Consider the following 24,064-nt stretch of genomic DNA (forward strand, 5'->3'; position numbering starts at 1 on the left):
CTGCCGTGCCTCTGCGTGACTTCGTCATAGACATCGAACCCCTGCGCACCAGCCGGGACTTCCGCGCCGTCTTCATCGCCCGCGTGGTGTCCCTGTTCGGCCTCGGCATGGCGACGGTGGCCCTGTCCGCCCAGGTGTACGGACTGACGGGCTCCACCTTCGACGTCGCCGTCGCCAGCATGATCATGAGCATCACGGTGCTGCTCGGATCGCTCTGGGGCGGCGTCATGGCCGACCGGACCGACCGCCGACGGCTGATCGTGTGCGCCCGCGGCGCCGCCGCCCTCGCCTTCGCCGGCCTCGCCGTGAACGCGATGCTGCCGGACCCGACCCTGTGGGGCATCTACGTGTGCGTCGCCTGGGACGGCCTGGCCACGGGCGTCAGCGTGACGGCCCTGATGGCCGTCGCCCCCACCCTCGTGCGCCCCGACCAGCTCCCGGCCGCGGGCGCCCTGATCTCCCTGACCGGTGAGATCGGCTCCATCAGCGCGCCGTTCCTGGGCGGTGTGCTCCTCGCCCTGTGGGGGCCCGGCCCGGTCTTCGCCTTCACCGCCGTCACCACGGCCGTCACCACCCTCCTGATCTCCCGGATCCGCCCCCTGCCCCCGGTCGAGGACGACGAGGAGGACGAGGAGTCCGGTGCCGACACCGGATCGCTGCTGGTCGCCTTCAAGTACGCCGTGCGCAACCGCGTCGTGGGTGGACTGCTCGTGCTCGGCGGCGTGATGGCCCTCTTCAACCTCCCGGTCGTGCTCTTCCCCGAGATGGTCGACCGGCAGTTCCACGGCGGCGAGGTCATGCTCGGCCTCCTCTACACCGCCCCCGCCGTCGGCGCGGTCGCCGTCTCCGCCACCAGCGGCTGGCTCACCCGGGCCGCCCGGCCCGGCCGGCTCCTGATCCTCGCGGCCGTCACCGGCGGTCTGTCCGCCGTCGGCTTCGGCCTCAGCGGCAACATCTGGCTCGCCTGCGCGCTGCTCGCCGTGGGCGGGGCCGCCGGCACGGTGTACGAGATCCTCGAGTACGCCCTCGTCCAGCACAGCACCCCGGACCGGCTGCGCGGCCGCATCGTCAGCGTCATCACCACGCAGGGCACCACCGGAGGCGTCGTCGGAGACGTCGAGGTCGCCGCCCTCGCCCGCTGGTTCAGCCCCGGTGGGGCGGCCGTCGTCAACGGTGCGATCTGCGCCGTGGCCGCCGTCGTCGTGGCGATCGCCGTACCCGGCCTGCGCAAGGCCACCCTCCCCCGCGACGAACGCGGCGAGGAGGGCGAGGGCGACCGGCGCCACGACGCCGGTCCCGGCCCGGACACCGCCGGCCTGGCCCCCGCGACCCCCTAGGCCGTCTCTTCCGGATCTTGCCGGGCCCGGCCCGCCCGGCACGGCACCTCGCCGCGTTGTCGGGACACCCGAGTACGGCCAGTACACGGGCGCCCCTCCGCCTTGCGATGCACCGCACCGGACGACCCGGGCCCACCCGACAAGATCCGAAAGAGACGACCTAGGCCGCCTGCCCGCAGGCCCCCGCATCCCGTCGACCTCCCCCGGCCGGTCCCGCCACCGGCCGCGGACCCGCAGCGAATCTGGAGCACGATGTCCATGACCGAGCGTCCCTCCCAGCGCCTCCCCCTCACCGGGGCCCAGACCGGTGTCTGGTACGGCCAGCGGCTCGATCCCGACTCCCCGGTCTACAACGTCGGCCAGTACGTCGAGATCGACGGCCCGCTGGACGCCGGTCTGTTCGTGACGGCGCTCCGGCGGACGGTCTCCGAGAGCGAGGCCCTGACGGCGCGCTTCGCGGAGGGCCCCGACGGCGAGCCGTACCAGGTCACCTGGAGCGGGCCGGCCGCCGGACCGCTGGTCGCCGTACTCGACCACACCGGCCAGGACGATCCGTACGGCACCGCGCTGTCCCTCATGCGCGCCGACATGGCACGCCCGGTGGACCCGGTCCGTGACTCCCTGTACGTGTTCACGCTGCACAAGGTCGGCCCGGACCGCACCCTCTGGTACCAGCGGGCCCATCACCTCGTGCTCGACGCCTTCGGGTTCTCCCTGGTCTCCCGCCGCACCGCCGAGGTCTACACGGCCCTCGCCGCGGGCGAGGAGCCGACGCCCGACCCGTTCGGCGGGCTCGAGGTGATCCTCGCCGAGGAGCACGCCTACCGGGCCTCCCCGCGGTTCGCCGAGGACCGCGCCTACTGGCTGGAGCGGCTCGCGGACCACCCCGAGCCGGAGCCGCTGAGCGGTGCCCGCTACCCCGCGGCGCACTCGTTCCTGCGCGACGGCGCCACGCTGACCCAGCGGGAGACGGCCGGCCTGCTGGCCATAGCCCGTGCGGCGAAGGCCAGTTGGGCCGATGTGATGACCGCCGCGTTCGCCGCCTACCTGCACCGGGCCACCGGCGGCCGCGACGTGCTGCTCTCCCTGCCCGCCATGGCGCGGCTGGGCTCGGCGGCCCTCAAGGTGCCGTCCATGGTCGTCAACGTGCTGCCGTTGCGTGTCGCCGTGCGCCCGCAGACCCCGCTGGCCGAACTGGTCTCCGCGGTCGCGGCCGATGTCCGCGACCGGCGCCGCCACCAGCGCTACCGTGCCGAGGACATCCGCCGCGACCTCGGCCTGTCCGGCCGCGAACAGGGCCTGCTGGGGCCCATGGTCAACATCAAGGCCTTCGACAACTCCCTCGACTTCGCCGGAGCGGCCGGCTCCGTGCACAACGTCGCCGCCGGCCCCGTGGACGACCTCACCCTCGGCGTCCACCACGACGCCGCCGAGGGCCGGATCCGCTTCGAGCTCGACGCCAACCCCCAGGCGTACGACGCCGGCACCCTGGCCGCGCGCCGCGCCGAGTTCGCGCACTTCCTCCGTGAGGCCGCCGCGGCCGGGCCGCAGACCCCCGTCGGGCGCGCGGACCTGCTCACGCCGGCCGCCCGCGACGCCCTGCTGCTCGACCGGCACGACACCGACCACCCCGTCCCGGCCGGCACCGTCGTCGACGCCTTCGAACACGCCGCCCGGCTGCACCCCGAGGTGCCCGCCGTGATCGCGGGCGCGGACACCCTCGACTACGCCGCCCTGGAGGAACGCGCCAACCGGCTCGCCCGCCTGCTCATCGGCCGCGGCGCCGGCCCGGAGAGCATCGTCGGCCTCGCGCTGCCGCGTACCGCCGATCTCGTGGTGGCCCTGCTCGCCGTCATGAAGGCGGGCGGCGCCTATCTGCCGCTCGACCTCGACTACCCCGCCGACCGGCTGGAGTTCATGGTCGAGGACGCCCGCCCGCTGTGCGTGTTGACCACCCTGGACCGCGCGGCCGCCGCCCCGGTCGTGGACGGGGTCGAGACCGTCGTCCTCGATGCCCCCGACACGCTCGCCGAGCTCGCCGACACCGCCGCCGACGCCCCCACGGACGCCGACCGGACCGCGCCGCTGACCGGCGGCCACCCCGCGTACGTGATCTACACCTCCGGGTCCACGGGCCGCCCCAAGGGGGTCGTCGTTCCGCACGCGGCCCTCGCCAACTTCCTGCGCATGCAGGCCCACGCGCTCGAACTGGCCCCCGGTCAGCGGCTCGTCGCGGTCACCACCATCTCCTTCGACATCGCCGCCCTGGAGATCCACACCCCGCTGATCAGCGGCGCCACGGTGATCCTGGCCGACCGCGACACCGTACGGGACCCGGCCGCGCTCGCCACGCTCGTCGACGCCCACCGTCCCTCCGTCATGCAGGCCACGCCGTCGCTGTGGCACGCCCTGCTGGAGGACGGCCGCCCGGCCTCGCTCGACGGCACCCGGGTGCTCGTCGGCGGGGAGGCCCTGCCCGCCGCCCTCGCCGAACGCCTCGCGCGCACCGCGCGCTCGGTCACCAACGTGTACGGCCCGACCGAGGTCACCGTCTGGGCGACCTCCCGCCGGCTGGACCCCGGGCACACCGGGGTCCCGGACATCGGGGTGCCGTTCTGGAACACCCGTGCCCATGTCCTGGACGGGGCCCTGCGCCCGGTCGGCGTCGGCCGCCCCGGTGAGCTGTACCTCGCCGGGGACCAGCTGGCCCGCGGCTACCTCGGGCGCCACGCCCTGACGGCGGAACGTTTCGTCGCGGACCCGTACGGGCCCGCCGGCAGCCGGATGTACCGCACGGGCGACCTCGTACTCCGTCTCGCGGACGGCCGGATCGCCTTCCTCGGCCGCGTCGACGACCAGGTCAAGTTGCGCGGCTTCCGCATCGAACTCGGCGAGATCGAGAGCGCGCTGACCGCCGGTGAGGGCGTGGACCGGGCCGTGGCCCTGGTCCGCGAGGACCTCCCCGGCTTCCCGCACCTCGTCGGCTACGTCACCCCCGCCGCCCAGGGGCCCGCCCCCGACCCGGCGGGCCTGCGCCGGGCACTGGGCGAGCGGCTGCCCGAGTACATGGTCCCGTCCGCCGTGGTCGTGCTCGACGCCTTCCCGCTGACCGCCAACGGCAAGATCGACCGCCGTTCCCTGCCCGCGCCCGACCTGGCCGCCCTGGCGGGCAGCGGGGCGCGCGCGCCGCGCGGGGCCCGCGAGGAGATCCTCTGCGGGATCTTCACCGATGTGCTCGGCCTGGAATCGGTGGGCCCCGACGACGACTTCTTCACCCTCGGCGGCCACTCGCTGCTCGCCGCACGCGTGATCGCCCGGGTGCGCACGGCCCTGGACACCGAGTGCGGGATCCGGGACGTCTTCGAGGCGCGCACGGTGGCCGCGCTCGCCGCGCTGCTGGCCGAGCGCACGGCGGCCGCCCGTCCGGCGCCCGTCGCGGGTCCGCGCCCCGACCCGCTGCCGCTCTCGTACGCGCAGCAGCGCCTGTGGTTCGTGCACCAGGTGGAAGGCGCGAGCGCCACCTACAACATCCCGTTCGTGGTGCGCTTCGACACGGCCCTGGACGCGGACGCCCTGGACGCGGCCCTGCGGGACGTGGCGGGCCGCCACGAGACCCTGCGCACGGTCTTCGGGGAGCGGGACGGGGAGCCGTACCAGCGGGTCCTGGACCTGGCGGGGGCCGGAGTACGGCTGCACGTCCGCGACGTGGCCGCGGACGGGTTCGAGGCCGCGGTCCGGGACGCGCTGGGACACCTCTTCGACCTGTCCGGGGAGGCCCCCCTGCGGGTGACGCTGGTACGTGACGCGGCCGGCGGGGAACACGCCCTGGTGGTCCTGGTGCACCACATCGCGAGCGACGAATGGTCGATGGGGCCGTTCCTGCGCGACCTGGAGCGGGCGTATGCGGCCCGGTGCGCGGGCGAGGACCCGGAGCTCGGGGTTCCGGCCGTGCAGTACGGCGACTTCGCGCTCTGGCAGCGGGAGCTGCTGGGCTCGGCGCGGACCCCCGGTTCGCTCGCCGCCACCCAGGCGGCGTACTGGCGCGCGGCCCTGGCGGAGCTGCCACCGGAGGCCGGGCTGCCGGCCGACCGGCCGCGCCCGGCCGTGACCGACCCGGCCGGAGCCATGGTCTTCAAGGCGGTGCCGCGCGAACTGGCGGCCGCGGTGCGCTCACTGGCCCGCGAGACCGGCACCAGCGTGTTCATGGTGGTGCACGCGGCGGTGGCCGCGGTGCTGCACCGGCTCGGCGCGGGCGAGGACATCGTGCTCGGCAGCCCCGTCGCCGGCCGCGGCGACAGCGCGCTCGACGAGCTCGTCGGCTTCTTCGTCAACACGGTGGTGCTGCGCAGCGACCTGTCCGGCGACCCGTCCTTCACCGAACTGCTGGACCGGGTACGGACGGCCGACCTGGCCGCGCTCGACCACGCCGACCTGCCCTTCGACTCGGTGGTGGAGGAGGTCAATCCGCAGCGCTCGCTCTCCCGCCACCCGCTGTTCCGGACGATGGTCTCGCACAGCACGGTGACCCAGGACGTGGCGAACCTCTTCGGGTACCCGGCCCGGGTGGACCGGGTGGATCCCGGTGTCACCAAGTTCGACCTGGACATCACCTTCTCGGACGCGGCGCACAGCGAGGACCTGGAACTCGAGGTGTTCTACGCGACCGCGCTGTTCGACCGCCCGACCGTGGACACCTTCGTCCGGCGCCTGCTGCGCGCGCTCGCCGCGGCGGTGGCGGCCCCGGCGGACCCGGTGTCCTGGTGGGAGCTGCGGGACGAGGCCGAACGGGCCCGACTGACCCGCTGGAACGACACGGACCGGCCGGTGGAGCCGGGTGCGGTGACCGAGGTGTTCGCCGCCCGTGCGGCGGCGGCTCCCGACGCGGTGGCCGTGGTCGCCGGGGACGAGCGTCTCACCTTCGCCGAACTGGAGGACCGCGCGGGCCGGCTGGCGGCCCTGCTGGCCGAACGCGGCGTCGGCCCGGACACGGTGGTGGCCCTGGCCGTGCCGCGTTCCGCCGGGACCGTGGTGGCCACGCTCGCCGTCCTGAAGGCGGGCGGCGCCTATCTGCCGCTGGACCTGGACCACCCGGCCGAGCGGATCGCGTACATGCTCGGCGACGCGGCTCCGGTGTGCGCGGTGACCACCCGGGCGGTCGCGGACCGGCTGCCGGGCGTGGACCTGGTGGTCCTCGACGACCCGGAGACGGTGGAGGCGCTGGCGGTCGCCGTGCCCGGGGCCGATGTGCCCGTGGACCCCGAGCACGCCGCGTACGTCATCTACACCTCCGGATCCACCGGCCGGCCGAAGGGTGTCGTGCTCCGGCACGCCGGTCTGACCCGGCTCTTCCGCGACCACGAGCGGGAGCTGTACCTGCCGGTCGCCGAGCGGCTCGGACGCCGGGTGCGGGCGCTGCACACCGCCTCCTTCTCCTTCGACTCCTCGTGGGAGCAGCTGCTGTGGCTGGTCGCCGGGCACGAGCTGCACGTCCTGGACGAGTACGGGCGCCGGGACGCGGACGCCGTCGTGGCCTACGTGCGGGCGGAGCGGATCGACACGCTCGACGTCACTCCCTCGTACGGACGGCAGCTGGTCGACGCCGGTCTGCTGACGGGCGGGTGGCGGCCGCCGCTGTTCCTCCTGGGCGGCGAGGCGGTGCCGCCCGCGCTGTGGGAGGAGCTGCGCGCCGTCCCGGGGGTGGAGGTCGTCAACTACTACGGGCCGACCGAGTTCACGGTGGACGCCCTGGTGGCGCGGGTGGGCGACTGCGTCTCGCCGGTGGTGGGCCGGCCGCTGGACAACAGCCGGGCGCACGTGCTGGACGGGCGGCTGCGGCCGGTGCCCGTAGGGGTGCCGGGTGAGCTGTACCTGGCGGGTGAGCAGAACGCCCGTGGCTACCTGGGCCGGTTCGCGCTCACGGCGGAACGTTTCGTCGCGGATCCGTTCGGTTCTCCGGGCTCCCGTATGTACCGCACGGGCGACCTCGTGCGGTGGCGGGCCGACGGCCTGCTGGAGTTCCTCGGCCGCGTCGACGACCAGGTGAAGATCCGCGGCTTCCGGGTGGAGCCGGCCGAGGTCGAGGCCGAACTCGCCGCCCTGGACGGGGTGGCCTCGGCCGCCGTGGTGGTCCGCGAGGACACCCCGGGCCTGCCGCGGCTCGTCGGCTACGTCACGGGTCCGGCCGATCCGGTCCGGCTGCGGGCCCAGCTGGCCGACCGGCTGCCCGAACACTTGGTCCCGGCCGCCGTGATGGTGCTGCCGGTCCTGCCGACGAACGTGAACGGAAAGCTGGACAAGGCCGCGCTGCCGGTTCCGGTCGCGACGGCCGACACCGCCGGGCGGGCCCCGCGCGGGGCCGCCGAGGAACGGATCGCCGAGGTCTTCGCCCAGGTGCTGTCCCTCCCCTCGGTCGGCGCCGACGAGGACTTCTTCCGCCTCGGCGGGCATTCCCTGCTCGCCACCCGCCTGGTGGCCCGGATCCGGACGGCGCTGGGCGCCGACTGCACGGTGCGGGACGTGTTCGAGCTGCGTACGGTCGCGGCGCTCGCGGAGCGGGTGGCCGGCCGCCGGTCGGCGGTCCGCCCTACGCTGACCGCGGGTCCGCGGCCGGAGCGAATCCCGCTGTCGTACGCCCAGGCGCGGCTGTGGTTCCTGCACCGGATGGAGGGCCCGAACGCCACGTACAACATCCCGCTGGCCCTGCGGCTGCGCGGGGAGCTGGACCTGGCCGCGCTGGAGGCGGCCGTGCACGAGGTGACGGCCCGACACGAGGCGCTGCGTACCGTTTTCGCGGAGGATGCCGAGGGCCCGTACCAGCGGGTGCTCGCTCCCTCGGACGTGGCCGTGCCCTTCGCCGTGGCCGATGTGGAGCCGGCCGATCTGGGCCGGAGCATCGACGCGGCGGCCGGTCACTCCTTCGACCTGGACACCGAGACGCCTCTGCGGGTGAGCGTGCTGCGCACCGCCGCCGACGACCAGGTGCTGCTCCTGCTGCTGCACCACATCGCCGGTGACGAGTGGTCGGCCGGACCGCTGCTGGCCGACCTGGCCGCCGCCTACACGGCCCGGTGCGCGGGCGGGGTCCTGGAAAGCGCGCCGCCCGCCGTCCAGTACGCGGACTACGCGCTCTGGCAGCGCGAGCTGCTGGGCGACGCGGCGGTCCCCGGATCGGTCGCGCACGACCAGGCCGGCTTCTGGCGCGAGGCCCTGGCCGGGCTGCCCCAGGAACTGGCGCTGCCGGTCGACCGCCCGCGTCCGGTCCGCCCCACGCACGAGGGCCGGACCATGTCCGTGCCCCTGCCCCAGGACCTGGTGGAGGGACTGGAGGCACTGACCCGGGACCGCGGCACCACGATGTACACGGTGGTGACCGCCGCCGTGGCGGCGCTGCTGCACCGGCTCGGCGCGGGCGAGGACATCCCGCTGGGCAGCCCGGTGGCGGGGCGCGGCGAGGAGGCCCTGGACGGACTGGTCGGGTTCTTCGTGAACACCCTGGTCATCCGGGCCGACCTGGCGGGCGAGCCGTCGTTCGCCGAACTGTTGCGCCGGACGGCCGCCTTCGGAGCGGCCGCCCTCGCGCATGCCGACCTGCCGTTCGACGCGGTGGTCGAGGCCGTCGATCCGGAGCGCTCGCTCGCGCGGCACCCGCTGTTCCAGACGATGGTGGCCTACGAGGACGGCGGCGCCGAGCCGCTGCGCGCCCTCGGCTCCCTGCCGGCCGAGGAGTTCCCGGTCCAGGCCGGGGACGCCAAGTTCGACCTGGAGATCCTCTTCCGTCGTACGCCGGGCACCGGCGGCGCGCCGACCTCGATGACCTGCGGGGTGCGGTACGCGACCGACCTCTTCGACGCGGAGACCGTACGGTCGCTGCTGACCCGGCTGCTGCGGCTGCTCGGCGCGGCCGCGACGGCCCCGGAGGTCCCGCTGGCCGAGCTGGAGCTGCTCGATCCCGCCGAACGCGCCCAGGTGCTGGAGGGGTGGAACGACACCGTCCGGCCGGTGGCGCCGCAGACCCTGGAGTCGCTGAGCGCGGCCGGCTCCCGGCGCGATCCGCTGGCGACGGCCCTCGTCCTCGAGGGGCTCGAGCTGTCGCGCGCCGACTTCGAGGAGCGGGTGAACCGGCTGGCGCGGCTGCTGATCGGCTGCGGGGTGGGGCCGGAGTCGGTGGTGGCCGTGGCTCTGCCGCGCTCCTTCGACCTGGTGGTGGCCCTGCACGCGGTGGTCCGGGCCGGCGGTGCCTATCTGCCGCTCGACCTCGGCCTGCCGACCGAGCGCCTGGCGTACATGGCGGAGACGGCCGCGCCGGTCTGCCTGCTGACGGACCTGCCCTCGCTGGGGGCGCTCCCGGAGCTGCCCGACACCGAGATCCTCGTCCTGGACGCGCCGGAGCGGGCGGCCGAGCTGGCCGCGCTGCCGGGTGGCCCTGTCGCGGACGCGGAGCGGCGCGCGCCGCTGCTCCCCCACCACCCCGCCTACGTGATCTTCACCTCCGGTTCCACCGGTATGCCCAAGGGTGTGCTGGTCGAGCACGAGGCGATCGTCAACCGGCTGCGCTGGATGCAGGACGCGTACGGTCTCGACTCCACCGACCGGGTGCTGCAGAAGACCCCGGCGAGCTTCGACGTGTCGGTGTGGGAGTTCTTCTGGCCGCTCGCCGAGGGCGTGCCGCTGGTGATCGCCCGTCCCGACGGGCACAAGGACCCGTTGTACCTCGCCGGGCTGATCCGCGAACAGCGCGTGTCCGTACTGCACTTCGTCCCGTCCATGCTCGCCGCGTTCCTCGGCGAGACCGACATCGCGGACTGCCCGTCGCTGCGGCTGGTCGTGTGCAGCGGCGAGGCCCTGCCGAGCGAGCTCGTCACCCGCTTCCACGCGTCCGCTCCCGGCGGCGCGACCCGACTGGTGAACCTGTACGGCCCCACCGAAGCGGCCGTCGACGTCACCGCCTCGGACTGCCCGTCCAGCGGCTCGGGTTCCGTGCCCGCGTCTTCCTCCGCCTCCATCGGCAGCCCCGTGTGGAACACCCGTGTCTACGTCCTGGACGCCCGGCTGCGGCCGGTCCCCGTCGGGGTGCCCGGCGAGCTGTACCTGGCCGGCGTCCAGCTGGCCCGCGGCTACCTCGGCCGCCCCGCGCTGACCGGCGAGCGCTTCGTCGCCGACCCGTACGGCGCCCCCGGCACCCGCATGTACCGCACCGGCGACCTGGTGCGCCGGAGCCGGGACGGGCAGCTGGAGTACCTCGGCCGCACCGACGACCAGGTCAAGCTGCGGGGGTTCCGCATCGAACTCGGGGAGGTCCAGGCCGTCCTGACGAGCGCGCCGGAGGTGGTGCAGGCCGCCGCCGTCGTCCGCGAGGACCAGCCCGGGGTGCAGCGCCTCGTCGCCTACGTGGTCCCCGCGCCCGGCGCCACGCTCGACCGGGTCGCCCTGCGCGCTCTGGCGGCCGCCCGCCTGCCCGAGTACATGGTCCCCGCCGTGGTCGTCGAGCTGACGGAGTTGCCGCTCTCCGCGAACGGCAAGCTGGACCGACGGGCGCTGCCCGCGCCCGCCGCACCGGTCGCCGGTGCCTCGCGGGCTCCGCGCGACGCCCGTGAGGAGATCCTCGCGGGGATCCTGGCCGACGTACTGGGCCTGGAGTCGGTCGGTGTGGAGGACGACTTCTTCGCCCTCGGCGGCCACTCGCTGCTCGCCGCCCGTGCGGTGGGTCGTTTCCGGGCCGCTCTGGACGTGGACTGCGCCATCCGCGACCTGTTCGAGGCGCGGACCGTGGCCGCGCTGGCCGCCCTCCTCGCGGAGCGCTCCGGTGCGGGGCGTCCGCGTCTCACGGTGGCCGCGCCGCGGCCCGAGCGGCTGCCGCTGTCCTTCGCGCAGCGCAGGCTGTGGCTGCTGGACAGCGTGCGCGGTCCGAGCACCACCTACAACGTGCCGCTCGCGGTGCGGCTGAGCGGCCCGGTGGACACCGTGGCCCTGGCGGCGGCCGTCAGGGACCTGGTCGCCCGGCACGAGAGCCTGCGGACGGTGTTCCATGAGGACGAGGGCGAGCCGTACCAGGTGGTCCTGCCGGCCGAACGGGCCGGTGTGGCGCTGAGCGTGCGCGAGGTGGCGGCGGACCGGCTGGAGGAGGAGGCGGTCCGCGCCGGCGGGCACGTCTTCGACCTGGCGGCCGAGCCGCCGGTGCGGGTCACGCTGCTGCGGGCCGCGCCCGAGGACCATCTGCTGGTGGTGCTGGTGCACCACATCGCGACGGACGAGGGGTCGGCCGGCCCGCTGCTGGCGGACCTGGACCGGGCGTACACCGCGCGTTCGGTGGGCGCGGAGCCCGCTTTCGCGCCGCTGCCGGTGCAGTACGCCGACTTCGCCTTGTGGCAGCGGGAGTTGCTCGGCGACGCGGCCGATCCGGACTCGGTGGCGGGCCGGCAGGCCGCGTACTGGCGGCAGGCGCTGGTCGGCGCCCCCGCGGAGCCGGCGCTGCCCGCCGACCGGCCGCGGCCCGCGGTCCCCTCGTACGAGGGGGACGTGGTGACCTTCGAGGTCCCGGCGCGGACCGGAGCGGGGCTCGCGCGGATCGCCCGCGAGGGCGGCGCGACGCTGTTCATGGTGGCGCACGCGGCCGTCGCGGCGCTGCTGCACCGGCTGGGCGCGGGTGAGGACATCCCGCTGGGCAGTCCGGTCTCGGCCCGGGAGGGCGAGGCACTGGACGGGCTCGTCGGCTTCTTCCTGAACACGCTGGTGCTGCGCGCCGACCTGTCCGGGGATCCGAGCTTCGCCGAGCTGGTGGCGCGGGTGCGCGACACCGGGTCGGCGGCCTTCGCGCATGCCGATCTGCCGCTGGAGGCGGTGGTGGAGGCGGTGGATCCGGAGCGGTCACGGTCGCGCAATCCGCTGTTCCAGACGATGGTGACCTACCACTCCGTGGGCGGGGCGGTACCGGAGCTGTTCGGGCTGCCGGCGCGGGAGTTCACCGTGGAGACCGGCGGGGCCAAGTTCGATCTGGAGATCGCGTTCGGAGCCTCCGAGGAGCACGGGGCGATCGCGGGCGGAATCCGCTTCGCCTCCGACCTCTTCGACCGCGCGACGGTCGAACTGCTGGCCCGGCGGCTGCTGTTGCTGTTGGACTCCGTCGTGGAGGCGCCCGAGCGGCCGGTCTCGGCGATCGAGGTGCTGGACCCGGTGGAACGCGAACTCGCGCTGCACGGCTGGAACGACACCGGCCGCCCGCCGGGCGGGGCGCGGACGCTGGCCGCCCTCGTGGCGGCGGGCGCGAAGGAGGAGAGCGGCCCCGCGCTGGTCTTCGAGGGTGACGAGCTGTCGCGCGCCGACTTCGAGGAGCGGGTGAACCGGCTGGCGCGGCTGCTGATCGACCGCGGGGTGGGGCCGGAGTCGGTGGTGGCCGTGGCCCTGCCGCGCTCCTTCGACCTCGTCGTCGCCCTGCACGCGGTGGTCCGGGCCGGCGGCGCGTACCTGCCGCTCGACCTCGGCCTGCCGACCGAGCGCCTCGCGTACATGACCCGGACCGCCGAGCCGGTCCTGATACTTACCGACACATTGTCGGGAACCTTGCTCGCGTCCGAAGTGGGCCGGGAGCGGGTCCTGTTGGACTCCCCCACGGTCCGGTCCCGGCTGGCCGCACTGGCCGGCTCGGACCTGGCCGAGGCGGAGCGGCGCGCGCCGCTGCTCCCCCACCACCCCGCCTACGTGATCTTCACCTCCGGCTCCACCGGCATGCCCAAGGGTGTGCTGGTCGAGCACGAGGCGATCGTCAACCGACTGCGGTGGATGCAGGGCGCCTACACCCTGCGCCCGGGAGACCGGGTGCTCCAGAAGACCCCGGCGAGCTTCGACGTCTCCGTCTGGGAGTTCTTCTGGCCGCTCGCCGAGGGCGTGCCGCTGGTCATCGCCCGTCCCGACGGGCACAAGGACCCGCTGTACCTCGCCGAGCTGATCAGCGAACAGCGCGTGTCCGTACTGCACTTCGTCCCGTCCATGCTCGCCGCGTTCCTCGGCGAGACCGACATCGCCGACTGCCCGTCGCTGCGGCTGGTCGTGTGCAGCGGCGAGGCCCTGCCGAGCGAGCTCGTCACCCGCTTCCACGCCTCGGCCGCCGGCGCCCCGGTGGCACTGGAGAACCTCTACGGCCCCACCGAGGCGGCCGTCGACGTCACCTCCGGCGCCTGCACCCCGCTCACCGCCGCGGAGGGACGGGCCTCGGCCCCGATCGGTCTGCCGGTGTGGAACACCCGCGTGTACGTGCTCGACGCCCGGCTGCGGCCGGTGCCCGTCGGGGTGCCCGGCGAACTGTACCTGGCCGGCGTCCAGCTCGCCCGCGGCTACCTCGGCCGCCCCGCACTGACCGGCGAGCGCTTCGTCGCCGACCCGTACGGCGCCCCCGGCACCCGCATGTACCGGACGGGTGACCTCGTACGGCGCCTCGCCGACGGCCGCCTCGACTACCTGGGCCGCACCGACGACCAGGTCAAGCTGCGCGGCTTCCGCATCGAACTCGGCGAGATCGAGGCCGTCCTGACGAGCGCGCCCGAGGTGGACCGGGCCGCCGTCGTCGTCCGCGAGGACCAACCGGGCGTACGGCGCCTGGTGGCCTACGCGGTGCCCGCGCCCGGCGCCACGCTCGACCGGGTCGCCCTGCGCGCTCTGGCGGCCGCCCGCCTGCCCGAGTACATGGTCCCGGCCGTGTTCACGGAGCTGGAGCGGCTCCCGCTGTCCGCCAACGGCAAGCTCGATCGGCGGGCGCTGCCCGCGCCGGTGATCGCCGCGCCCGCCGCGCCGGCCGCCCCGGCCGCCCAGGTGCCCGCCGGCACCCCCGAGCAGATCCTGTGCGCGCTGATGGGCGAGGTGCTGGGCCTGCCCGGGGTCGGCCCCGACGCCAACTTCTTCGAGCTCGGCGGCGACAGCATCGTCTCCATCCGGCTGGTGGGGCTGGCCCGCAAGGCCGGGCTGACCGTCTCCGCCCGGCAGATCTTCACGCACCCGACTCCGGCCGCGCTCGCCTCGGTCGCCACGGTGCCGGAGCCCTCGGCCGCGCCCGCCGCCCGTACGGCCGACGCGGGTCCCGGCCCGCTGCCGTTGCCTCCGGTGGCGTCCTGGTTGGCCGAACGGGGTGGCCCGTTCGCCTCGTTCGCGCAGGCCCGGCTGGTCCGGCTGCCCGCCGGGGCACGGCGCCCGCACCTCACGGCCGCGCTCCAGGCGGTACTGGACCACCACGACGGGCTGCGCCAGCGGCTGACCGTGCCCCGCCCCGGGGTGTGGAGCGCGGAGATCCGGCCGACGGGCGCGGTGGACGCCGCCGCCGTCCTGGAGGGCGTGGACGCGGCCGGCCTCTCCGACGCGGGCCTGCGCGAGCGGGTCGCCGCCGAGTCCGAGCGGGTCTGGCGCCTGCTGGACCCCGAGGCGGGGGCCCTCGTACGCGCCGTGCACCTCGACCGGGGTCCGGCCGAGCCCGGCCGGCTGCTGCTCGTCGTCCACCACCTCGCGGTGGACGAGGTGTCCTGGCAGATCCTGCTGCCCGACCTGGAGGCGGCCCACGAGGCCGCCGCCGCGGGCCGGACACCGGCCCTGGAGCCGGTCGGGACCCCGCTGCGGGCCTGGACCACGCACCTGCTGGCCGAGGCGCAGAGCCCGCGCCGCACCGCCGAGCTGGACCGCTGGCTGGCCGCCGCCCCCGGCGGGCCGCTGCTCGCCGGGCGCCCGCTGGACCCGTCCACGGACACGGCCGCCACCGCGCGCCGGCTGTCCGTACGGATCTCCGCCGAGCGCACGGCCCCGCTGCTCCAGGCCGTTCCGGCCGCCTTCCACGGCACCGTCGGGGACGCCCTGCTGAGCGCGCTGGTCCTGGCGGTCGGCGACTGGGTGACCCGCTCGGGCCGGGCCCGACCGGACGGTTTCACGGTGGACCTGGAGGGTCACGGCCGGGAGCAGGAGCTGCTGCCGGGCGCCGACCTCACCCGCACGGTGGGCTGGTTGACCAGCATCCACCCGCTGCGGCTGCCGGTGGGCGCGTACGACCCGGCGGCCCTCGCCGCCGGGCGCGCGGACGCCGGGGCGCTGCTCAAGGAGGTCAAGGAGCTGCTGCGGGCGGTGCCCGACGGCGGGCTCGGCGCCGGCCTGCTCCGCTACAACAACCCGGCCACGGCCCGGCTGTTCGACCCGGCGGCCCGCGCCGAGATCCTGTGGAACTACCTGGGCCGGCAGACCGGCCGGGCCGACTCCGCCTGGGGCCCGGCCCCGGAGGCGGACGCCCTGTCCGCCCGACCCGACCCGGCGATGCCGCTCTCCCACGTACTGGAGATCACCGCGGAGATCACCGACGGGGACGGCGGGCCGGAACTCACCGCCCACTTCATCTGGGCCGGCGAGGCGCTCTCCCAGGACACCGTGGGGCAGCTCGCGGACGGCTGGACGGCCGCCGTGGACGCCCTCGCCGCCTGGGCCGACGGCGGCACGTCCGCGGGGTACACCCCCTCGGACCTCGACCTGGTCGATCTCGACCAGGACCAGATCACCATGCTCGAAGAAATGTGGAGGGCCCAGCAGTGACGCAGGCTCGAATAGAGGACATGCTTCCGCTGTCCCCCTTGCAGCAGGGCATGCTGTTCCATTCCGTCTACGACGCGAGCGCGCCGGACGTGTACACGGTGCAGGTCTCCGTGTCGCTGGCCGGCCCCGTGGACGCGGACCGGCTGGAGCGGGCGGGCGCGGCTCTGCTGCGCCGCCACCCCAACCTGCGGGCCGGCTTCTGGCACGAGGGGGTACCGCAGCCGGTGCAGTTCGTACCGGCCGAGGTGACCTTCGCGCTCGGCCGGGCGGACCTGTCGGCCGACCCCTCGCCGGCCGCCTTGGGTCGGGCGGAACGGGCCGAGCTGGACCGCCGGTTCGAGCTGCACCGGCCGCCGCTGCTGCGGCTGCTTCTGGTGCGCCGGGGCCCTGACGACCACCTCCTCGTGGTCACCGTGCACCACATCCTGGTCGACGGCTGGTCGATGCCGCTGCTCGTCGGGGACCTCCTCGCGCTGTACGAGAGCGACGGCGACGCCCCGGCGCAGCAGCCCGTACGCCCCTACCGCGACTACCTCAAGTGGCTGAAGGCCCAGGACGTCCCGGCCGCCGAGGGCGCCTGGCGCTCCGCGCTGGCCGGCCTGGACGAGGCCGTGCTGGTGGCCCCGGCCGACCCGTCCCGTACGGCGGTGCGGCCCGGTGTGCACCGGGTGGAGCTGTCGGAGGCGGCCACCGGCCGGCTGACGGCCGCGGCCCGGTCGCTGGGCACCACGCCCAGTACGGTGATCCAGGCGGTCTGGGGGCTGCTGCTCGGCAGCCTGACGGGCCGCCGGGACGTGGTCTTCGGGCTGACGGTCGCGGGCCGGCCCGAGGAGCTCCCCGGTGTGGAGTCGATGGTCGGACTGTTCATCACCACCGTCCCGGTGCGGCTCACGGCCCGGCCGTGGGAGAGCGTCGCGGACCTGCTGAGACGGTTCCGGGACGAGCAGAACGCGTTGCTCGCCCACCATCACCTGGGCCTGCGGCTGATCCAGAAGCAGGCGGGCGGCGGCGAGCTGTTCGACACCCTCGTCGTCATCGAGAACTACCCGGTGGACCCGTCCGCCCGGGCGCCGCTGGCCGACGGGGTGCGGGTGACGGGCGTGGAGGCCCGGGACGGCACGCACTTCCCGCTCACCCTGTCCGTGTCCCTGGACGAGCGGGCCGAACTGGCCCTGGAGTACCGGCCGGACCTGTTCGACCCCCGGACCGCCGCCCGGGTGGCCGAGCGGTTCACCGCCCTGCTGGACCAGGTCGCGGGCGATCCGGGCCGGCCGGTGGGGACCCTGGAGCCGCTGGGCGCCGCCGACCGCGCGGAGCTGCGTACCAAGGAAGCGGGCACCGCGCGCGATGTGGCCGACGGTACGGTCGCCGACCGGTTCGCCGCGCAGGCCGCCGCGACCCCGGACGCCTGCGCGGTGGTCTCCGGACCCGACCGGCTGACCTTCGCGGAACTCGACGCCCGGGCCGCCGGGCTGGCCGCGCTGCTGGCCGCGCGCGGCGCCGGACCCGAGTCGGTGGTGGCGCTGGCCGTGCCGCGCTCGGCCGCATCGGTGGTGGCCGTCCTGGCCGTCCTGAAGTCCGGGGCCGCCTATCTGCCGCTGGACCTGGACTACCCGGCCGACCGGATCGCCCTGATGCTGGAGGACGCGGCGCCCGTCTGTGTGCTGACCACGGAGGCGGCGCTCGCGCTGCTGCCCGCCGGGGCGGCGGACGGGCCGGAGCGGATCGTGCTGGACTCGGCGGGGACGACCGCCGAACTCGCCTCGCAGGGCGACGGATTCCGGCCGCCGCGCACGGGGTCCGGGCACCCGGCGTACGTGATCTACACCTCCGGTTCCACGGGCCGCCCCAAGGGCGTGGTCCTGACCCACGGCGGTCTGTCGAACCTGTACGCCAATCACGTCGCGGAGGTCTTCGCCCCGGCCGTGGCGGCCGCGGGCGGGCGGCAGCTGCGCGCCCTGCACACCGCCTCCTTCAGCTTCGACACCTCGTGGGAGCAGCTGTTCTGGATGGTCTCGGGGCACGAGCTGCACGTCCTGGACGAGATCGGCCGCCGCGACGCCGAGTTCACCGTGGACTACGTCCGCGAGCACCGGATCGACGCCATGGACGTGACGCCGACCTACGCCGGGGCCCTGCTGGAGTGGGGGCTGCTGAGCGGCTCGCACCACCGGCCGGGACTGCTGCTGCTGGGCGGCGAGGCCGTGCCCGAGTCGCTGTGGACCGAGGTCCGCGAAGCCCCCGGGGTCATGTCGGTGAACCTGTACGGACCCACCGAGTACACGGTGGACGCCCTGGGCGCGGACCTCGCCGACTCGGCCACCCCGATCGTGGGCCGGCCCATCGGCAACACCTGCGCCCGCGTGCTGGACTCGGCCCTGCGGCCCGCGCCGGCCGGCACCCCCGGTGAGCTGTACCTGGCGGGCCACGGCCTGGCCCGCGGCTACCTGGGCCGGTTCGCGATGACCGCCGAGCGCTTCGTGGCCGACCCGTACGGTCCGGCGGGCTCGCGGATGTACCGTACGGGCGACCTCGTACGGCTACGGTCCGACGGGCAGTTGGAGTTCCTGGGGCGGGCCGACGACCAGGTGAAGATCCGCGGCTACCGGATCGAGCTCGGCGAGGTGGAGTCCGCGCTGTCCGCGCTGCCCGGTGTGGGGTCCGCCGCCGTGGTGGTCCGCGAGGACACCCCCGGGGTCAAGCGGCTCGTCGGCTACGTGACCGGCCCGGTCGAAGCGGCGGCCCTGCGGGAGGCGCTGGCCGCCGTACTGCCCGACCACATGGTCCCGGCGGCCGTGGTGGTCCTGGACGCGCTGCCGACGAACGTCAGCGGCAAGCTGGACCGGGGCGCGCTGCCCGCGCCCGAGCTGGGCGCGGCGGAGCTGTCGCGGCCGCCGCGGGACGCCCGCGAGGAGGCGCTGCGCGCCGTCTTCGCCCAGGTGCTGGGGCTCGCCTCGGCCGGGATCGACGACGACTTCTTCGCGCTGGGCGGGGACAGCATCGTCTCCATCCAGCTGGTGACCCGGGCCCGCAAGGCGGGCCTGGTCCTCACCCCGCGCGACGTCTTCGAGCTGCGGACCGTGGAGCGGATGGCGGCCGCGGCCCGCGACGTCTCGGAGCAGGACGGCGATCACCTGGCGTCGGCCGGCCCGCTCGTCACCCTCGACGCCGGGCAGGAGGCCGCGCTGGCCGCGGTGTTCCCGCAGGTGGCGGAGGTGCTGCCGCTCGCGCCGCTGCAGGAGGGCCTGTACTTCCACGCCGTGTACGACGACCGGGCGCTCGACGTCTACCTGATGCAGAACTTCGTCGAACTGCTGCACGCCGTCGACGGGCCCGCCCTGCGCGCCGCCTTCGACACCCTGCTGCGCCGCCACCCGAACCTGCGGTCCGGTTTCTGGCACGAGGGCCTGGACAGCCCGGTGCAGGTGGTGCCGGGCGAGTGGGAACTGCCCTGGCGGGAGATCGACCTCAGCCATCTGGACCGGGCGGCGCAGGACGAGGCGCTGCGGGAGTTCTCGCCGGCCGACGCGGCGACGCGGTTCGACCTGGCGGCCCCGCCGCTGCTGCGCGTGGCCCTGATCCGGTTCTCGGCGGAGCGCTGGATGCTGTGTGTGACGCAGCACCACATCCTGACCGACGGCTGGTCGGAGTCGCTGTTCTTCGAGGAGCTGTTCGCCCTCTACGGGCACGGCGGCTCCGCGGACGTGCTGCCGCCCGTCACCCCGTACCGGGACTACCTGCGCCGGCTGTCGGCCGTGGACCGGGACGCCGCCGAGCAGGCCTGGCGTACCCATCTGTCGGGGCTGGACCAGGCCACGCTCGTGGCCCGGGCGGATCCGGACCGGCGGCCGGTGACCGCCGAGGTGGTGGACCTCTCCCTGGACGAGGCCACCAGTGATCGGCTGCGGTCCTTCGCCCGGGGCTGTGGGGTCACCCTCAACACCGTGCTCAGCACGGCCTGGGCGATGACGCTGGCCGGGATGACGGGGCGCGACGACGTGGTGTTCGGCGCCACCGTCTCCGGCCGTCCCGCGGACCTCGCCGGCGTGGACCGGATGATCGGCATGTTCATGAACACGCTGCCGCTGCGGGTCGCCCTGCGCCCCGACGAGCCGCTGCGCGACCTCCTGGTGCGGGTGCAGGGCGAGCACGCGGCCCTGCTGCCGCACCACTACGTGGGACTCGGGCCGATCCAGCGGCTGACCGGCCTCGGGCAGCTCTTCGACACCCTGTACGTGTTCCGCAACACGCCGCTGAACGACGCCGCCCGCGAGGAGGCGGTGGCGGCCCACGCGATCGGCTGGACGCACAGCGTGGACGGTACCCACTATCCGCTGACCCTCGCCGTCACCCCGGGTCCGGTGCTGGAGCTGAGCCTCGGCTACCGGCCCGACCTGTACGACGAGGCCACCGCCCGGCACCTGGCGGGCCGGCTCGCGCTGCTCGTGGAGCAGCTCGCCGACGGCGGGGCCCTCCCGGTGGGCCGGCTGGTCACGCTGGAGGCCGCGGAGCGGGCCGAATTGCTGGCGTCCGGCGACGACACGGGCCACGCGGTCCCGGACACCACGGTGATCGACCTGTTCGCCGAGCAGGCCGCCCGGACCCCCGGGGAGACGGCCCTGGTCTTCGAGGGCCGGCGGCTCAGCTACGCGGAGCTCGACTCCCGGGCGAACCGGCTGGCCCGGGCCCTGGTGGCGCGGGGCGCGGGGCCGGAGGCCGTGGTGGCCCTGGGGCTGCCCCGGTCGGCGGACTTCGTGGTCGCGCTGTTCGCCGTGCTGAAGACCGGCGCGGCCTATCTGCCGCTGGACCTGGACCACCCCGTGGACCGGCTCGGCGCGATGGTCGCCGACGCGGCTGCGCTGTGCCTGGTCACGACGGCCCCGGTGACGGACCGGGTGCCGGTGGTGGAGGGTGTACCGGCGCTGCTGCTGGACGACCCCGCGGTGCTGGCCGAGCTGACGGCGCTGCCGGAAGGGCCCTTGGCGGATGTGGAGCTGACGGGAGTGCGGGACGGCCGGCACCCGGCGTACATCATCTACACCTCCGGCTCGACCGGGCGCCCCAAGGGGGTCGTGGTCCCCTACTCGGGCCTGACCAACATGCTCCTCAACCACCGCGAGCGGATCTTCGCACCGGCGGTGGCACTGGCGGGCGGGCGCCGGATGAGAGTGGCGCACACCGTGTCCTTCGCCTTCGACATGTCGTGGGAGGAGTTCTTCTGGCTGGTCGACGGGCACGAGGTGCACGTCATCGGCGAGGAGCTGCGCCTGGATCCGGCGGCCCTGACCGCGCACTACGACCGCGTGGGCATCGACGTGGTCAACGTGACGCCGTCCTACGGCCTGCAGCTGGTCGAGGCGGGTCTGCTGGACGCGGACCGGCACCGGCCCACGCTGTTCCTGCTGGGCGGCGAGGCGGTGCCGGACGGCCTGTGGGAGCTGCTGAAGCGCACCGAGGGCACCATGGGCTACAACCTGTACGGCCCGACCGAGTACACGATCAACGCGCTGGGCGCCGACGTGGACGACAGCGCGAGCTCGTGCGTCGGACGGCCCATCTTCAACACCCGTGCCTACGTGCTGGACAGTGCCCTGCGGCCGGTCCCGGCGGGCGTGGTCGGTGAGCTCTACCTCGCCGGAGCGGGCCTGGCACGCGGCTACTTCGGGCGGCCGTCGCTGACCGCGGAGCGGTTCGTCGCCGACCCGTTCGGCGAGCCGGGCACCCTGATGTACCGGACGGGCGACCTGGTGCGGTGGCGCGGGGACGCGCAGATCGACTACCTCGGGCGCGCCGACGACCAGGTCAAGATCCGCGGGTTCCGCATCGAGCTCGGTGAGATCGAGTCGGCGGTCGCGGCCGAGCCGGGCATCGCGGCGGCGGCCGTGGTCGTCCACACCGGGCCGACCGGCGTCAAGCGGCTGGTCGCGTACACGGTGGCATCGGCCTCGGTCGCGCCCGAACCGGCCGCCCTGCGGGCCCGGCTGTCCGCCTCGCTGCCGGAGTACATGGTTCCGTCGGCCTTCGTGGAGCTGTCGGCGCTGCCGCTGACGGTGAACGGGAAGGTGGACCGGGCGGCGCTGCCCTCCCCCGACTTCGGGGACGCGGGCGGTGGCCGGGCGCCGAAGGACGCGCGCGAGGAGCTGCTCTGCAGGGTCTTCGCGGACGTGCTGGGGCTGGAGCGGGTCGGGGCCGAGGACAACTTCTTCGAGCTCGGCGGCCATTCGCTGCTGGCGATGCGGCTGGTCGGCCGGATCCGCGCGGAACTCGGCACCCCCGTCCAGGTCGGCGCCGTGATGGCCGCGCCGACGGTGGCGGACCTGGCCGCCCGGATCGGCTCGGACGCCCGCCGGGACGCGCTGCGGGTGCTGATGCCGCTGCGGGAACGGGGCACGGCGGCGCCGCTGTTCTGCTTCCACCCGGCGTCCGGTTTCGCCTGGCAGTACACGGGCCTGCTGCGCCACCTGGACGCGGACCGGCCCGTGTACGGGCTCCAGTCGCCGGGGCTCGCGGGCGCGCAGCCGGACGTGGCCGACGTCGCCGCGCTCGCGGAGCTGTACCTGGCGGAGATCCGTACGGTGCAGCCGCAGGGTCCGTACCACTTCCTCGGCTACTCCTTCGGCGGAACGGTCGCCCAGACGCTGGCCGCGCTGCTCCAGGAGCGCGGCGAGGAGGTGGCCTTCCTGGGGCTGCTGGACGCGTATCCGCCGGAGATCGAGGACTGGTCGTACATCGACGCGCCGGACTGGCGCGAGCGCCTGGAACGCGAGGAGAGCGGCTTCCTGCTCTCGGTGGCCGGGCTGAACCCGCCGGAGCGCGATGCTCCGGCGGACCGGGCGGAGGCGGTCGGCGCGATCCGCGACAGCCAGGGCCTGCTGGCCGGCTTCGACGAGGCGCTGCTGGGGGCCATCGTCGACACGAACGTGCACTGCGTCCGGCTGCTGTCGCGCAGCCGCACCCTCCGCTACCGCGGTGACGTGCTGTTCTTCACCGCCTCCCGGTCCACCCCGGCGGACGAGGCGCCGGGGCTGGTCTGGCCCGCGTACCTGGACGGCCGGATCGAGGAGCACGTCCTGGACTGCTCGCACGACGACCTGATGTCCCCCGGGGTCCTGGCGGAGATCGGCCCGGTGCTGGCGCGTGCGCTGGTGTCGGCCGAGTCGGCCGCCCGGGACTGACCTCCGGGTACGGGTGGGGGCGCTCCGCTGCGCCCCCACCCGCCCGACACCCCTCGTCACAACACACGCGCCGCGTAGTGTCGTTCAGAATTTCATTAGGTTAGGCTTACCTAAGAATCAAGAAGGGGGCGGCATGTCCGACCACCGTGTGCCCGGCATCCCGGGGACCAGCGGATTCACCGGCAAGGTCGCGCTCGTCACCGGCGCCGGCCAGGGCATCGGCGAAGCCGTCGTCCGTACGCTGTTCCGCCTCGGCGCCACCGTCGCCGCGACGGACGTCCAGGCCAAGGCCGTCACCGCGCTGGCGGCCGAACTGGACCCGGAGACCGGGCGGGCGCCGTCCGCCGGGGACGGCACCGTCCGCGCCTACGCACTCGACGTCACCGACCCCGCGGCCGTCGACCGGACCGTGGGACGGATCGGGCGGGAACTCGGCCCGGTCGACATCCTGGTGAACGTGGCCGGGATCCTGCGTGCCGCACCGGTCGCGGAACTGACCGACGAGGACTGGGCGGCCACCTTCGCGGTCAACGTCCAGGGCGTCTTCTTCACGTCCCGCGCCGTCGTCCCCGGCATGGCGGCCCGCGGCTCCGGCAGCGTGATCACCGTCGCCTCGAACGCCGCCGGGATCCCGCGCACCGGCATGGCCGCGTACGCCGCTTCGAAGGCAGCGGCCGTCATGTTCACCAAGTGTCTGGGGCTGGAGTACGCCCGCAGCGGTGTGCGCTGCAACATCGTGGCCCCCGGCTCCACCGACACCCCCATGCAGTGGGCTCTCCGGACCGACCCGCAGGCGCCCGCCCGGGTGCTCGACGGGGACCTCGCCAGCTACCGGACGGGGATCCCGCTGGGCCGGATCGCCGACCCGCAGGACATCGCGGACGCCGTCGTGTTCCTCGCCTCGGACCAGGCGCGTCACATCACCATGCAAGACCTCTACGTGGACGGCGGAGCCACGCTGCGCTGACCCTGCGGCAGCCCCGTTCTCCCTCGCGCCATGTG

At 74.8% G+C, this 24,064-nt stretch carries 4 protein-coding genes; all 4 read left to right on the forward strand.

The genetic code is table 11. From position 1 onward, the window contains the following. The first annotated feature begins 5 nt into the window (after positions 1–5). The 4 genes from entS (at position 6) to AB8A24_RS17525 (ending at position 24,029) form a co-directional block, all read left to right on the forward strand. A complete protein-coding gene (entS, locus tag AB8A24_RS17510; protein ID WP_328965129.1) occupies positions 6–1,337 on the forward strand; it encodes an enterobactin transporter EntS in 1,332 nt (443 codons plus the stop codon). Between the two features lie 258 nt (positions 1,338–1,595). Continuing rightward, positions 1,596–15,887, forward strand: coding sequence for an amino acid adenylation domain-containing protein (locus AB8A24_RS17515; RefSeq protein WP_369476494.1), 14,292 nt, complete (start codon positions 1,596–1,598; stop codon positions 15,885–15,887). 20 nt (positions 15,888–15,907) lie between these two features. After that, complete coding sequence (locus AB8A24_RS17520) at positions 15,908–23,062, forward strand: amino acid adenylation domain-containing protein (protein WP_369476496.1); 7,155 nt, start codon at positions 15,908–15,910, stop codon at positions 23,060–23,062. A gap of 133 nt (positions 23,063–23,195) precedes the next feature. Further along, complete coding sequence (locus tag AB8A24_RS17525) at positions 23,196–24,029, forward strand: 2,3-dihydro-2,3-dihydroxybenzoate dehydrogenase (RefSeq protein ID WP_369476498.1); 834 nt, start codon at positions 23,196–23,198, stop codon at positions 24,027–24,029. Positions 24,030–24,064 lie beyond the last annotated feature (35 nt).

Source organism: Streptomyces sp. BF23-19 (assembly GCF_041106355.1).
GTDB classification, from domain to species: Bacteria; Actinomycetota; Actinomycetes; order Streptomycetales; family Streptomycetaceae; genus Streptomyces; species Streptomyces virginiae_A.

What these genes read in the sequence shown, in the direction of transcription:
- AB8A24_RS17520 (WP_369476496.1), top strand. Translation starts at nt 15,908, where the DNA reads ATGCTTCCGCTGTCCCCCTTGCAGCAGGGCATGCTGTTCCATTCCGTC.
- AB8A24_RS17525 (WP_369476498.1), top strand. Translation starts at nt 23,196, where the DNA reads ATGTCCGACCACCGTGTGCCCGGCATCCCGGGGACCAGCGGATTCACC.
- AB8A24_RS17515 (WP_369476494.1), top strand. Translation starts at nt 1,596, where the DNA reads ATGACCGAGCGTCCCTCCCAGCGCCTCCCCCTCACCGGGGCCCAGACC.